General features: G+C 28.9%; 1 protein-coding gene. It reads right to left on the bottom strand.

Annotated features, from left to right (window positions below):
- Window positions 1–46 precede the first annotated feature (46 nt).
- On the bottom strand, window positions 47–319 hold the full coding sequence (sinI, locus tag RB298_RS06760; RefSeq protein ID WP_486046494.1) for a DNA-binding anti-repressor SinI: 273 nt from the start codon (window positions 317–319) through the stop codon (window positions 47–49).
- Between the last annotated feature and the right edge of the window lie 329 nt (window positions 320–648).

The following is a 648-nucleotide window of genomic DNA, read 5'->3' on the forward strand; positions in this document are numbered from 1 at the left end:
GTTTACTCCCCCTTTTAGACTCACTTTTAAGAAGTGAGTTTTTTATTTACAATATAGACTTGTTTATCGTCACAACATTCAACGAAAAAAGAGGTTTAGGTATTGAATTAAAACCGTCTTCCACTTTAAAATGAGAAACCATTTCCTTGCTTATCAACATTATCAGAAGCACAAAGAGCCTAAAGCATTTAGAAACAAGCTCTTTTTGCTTTGAATATATAAATTCCTTTACTTCTATGAGTGAAAGACCTAGATGAGATGCTTCCTTCATGAGACTTATCCATTCCTGATCAAACTTATTTTCTTCTTCTTTTAGCACTTATACTTCCTTCAACTGTCCTAATTGAGATTAATTAAGTGCTATCATTTAATGATAAACGATTAAAATTAAGACTATTTATTCAACAAATTTCTTCTAAATTCTTGCAATATAAGTCTTTTTATATAATTAATTAAGATTTAATGTAGAAAAAAGCAAATTCAAAGAATTATTGTTGATACTTTGAGCAAACTATTTAAAAAGAAACGGGGCATCATTTCATAAAAACCAATTACTCAACAGCGAAAAAAACTACTGGTTCCCTCCGTTCCAGTAGTTTTTGTTTTTAATCTATATATAGTATATATCTTTAGTTAACGGAATCACTC

Source organism: Priestia sp. BR_2 (assembly GCF_041954005.1).
GTDB lineage: Bacteria > Bacillota > Bacilli > Paenibacillales > Paenibacillaceae > Paenibacillus_AQ > Paenibacillus_AQ lautus_A.